This window comes from Vreelandella maris, from assembly GCF_013371085.1.
In the GTDB taxonomy this organism is placed as follows: Bacteria; Pseudomonadota; Gammaproteobacteria; order Pseudomonadales; family Halomonadaceae; genus Vreelandella; species Vreelandella maris.
Genome location: NZ_JABWCV010000080.1, coordinates 1 through 1,261 on the forward strand (window position 1 = coordinate 1; position 1,261 = coordinate 1,261).

At 50.4% G+C, this 1,261-nt stretch carries 1 protein-coding gene; it reads left to right on the plus strand.

Annotated elements, in window-relative coordinates; genetic code table 11:
• Positions 1-72: 72 nt before the first annotated feature.
• Positions 73-1,253 (plus strand): IS3 family transposase gene (locus tag HUO07_RS21525; protein WP_176305140.1). Its coding sequence is split into 2 segments (ribosomal slippage): positions 73-340 and positions 340-1,253, totalling 1,182 coding nucleotides; the frame shifts between segments, so codons are not numbered across the junction.
• The last annotated feature ends 8 nt before the right edge of the window (positions 1,254-1,261 follow it).

Genomic DNA, 1,261 nt, shown 5'->3' on the forward strand with positions numbered 1-1,261 from the left:
TGTAGTGGCATAGTGAATTTGGCCACCTAATTAGAGGTGCTAATATGCACCAAGACATCACTAGGTGGCAGCATGGCAACAAGACCAAAACGTAACTTTAGCCCTGAATTCCGGCTCGAAGCAGCACAGCTAGTCGTTGATCAAAACTACACGGTTCGTGAAGCGGCAGAAGCAATGAATGTGGGGTATTCGAGCATGGATAAATGGGTTCGTCAGTTACGCCAAGAGCGTGATGGCCAAAGCCCTAAAGCAACGCCCATGACACCCGATCGGCTCAGGATTCGCGAGCTTGAAAAGCGCATCCGTGACATTGAGATGGAAAAAGACATCCTAAAAAAGGCTACCGCTCTCTTGATGTCGGACTCCCTGAACACTTCTCGCTAATCGAGAAACTCAAGACGAGCTACCCGGTAAAAAAACTGTGTGACGTGTTTGGCGTGCATCGCAGCAGCTTTAAATACTGGAGACAACGTTCAAAAAGACCTGTGTGTGCCACGAAGACTAAGGAAATAGCCAAGGTCAGAGAGCTATTTCGCGAGAGCGAAGGCTCTGCAGGGGCGCGCAGCATCGCAGAGATGGCGACAAGGCAGGATGTGCCGTTAAGTCGCTATCGCGCTGGCCGCCTGATGGAAAAGCTTGGCCTAATTAGCTGCCAAGTGCCTGGGCACACCTATAAGAAAACAGGTGATGAACACGTTGAGGTACCGAACCACTTAGCGCGTCAGTTTAACGTTGCGGCGCCCAACCGCGTTTGGTGTGGCGACGTCACATATATCTGGACTGGCAAACGCTGGGCTTATCTAGCCGTTGTCATGGACTTATTTGCTAGGAAAACGATTGGCTGGTCGATGTCGTTGTCGCCCGATAGCGAACTCACCAGCAGCGCATTGAAAATGGCTTATGAGAGCCGTGGGCGGCCAAAAGGGGTTATGTTCCACAGCGACCAGGGCAGTCATTATACGAGCCGTAAGTTCCGTCAGACACTCTGGAAATGCCAAGTAAAACAAAGCCTAAGCCGACGTGGTAATTGCTGGGATAATGCGCCAATGGAGCGTTTCTTCAGGAGCTTAAAGGTTGAATGGGTGCCAACGTATGGCTATTGCTCATTCTTGCAGGGGCAGCATCATATCGTGAACTATTTAATCGGGTATTACAGCCAGCTTAGGCCTCACCAGCATAACGGTGGTATGAGTCCGAACCAGGCAGAGGAAAAGTACTGGGTTAACTATAAAGCGGTGGCCAGTTTTACTTGACCACTACA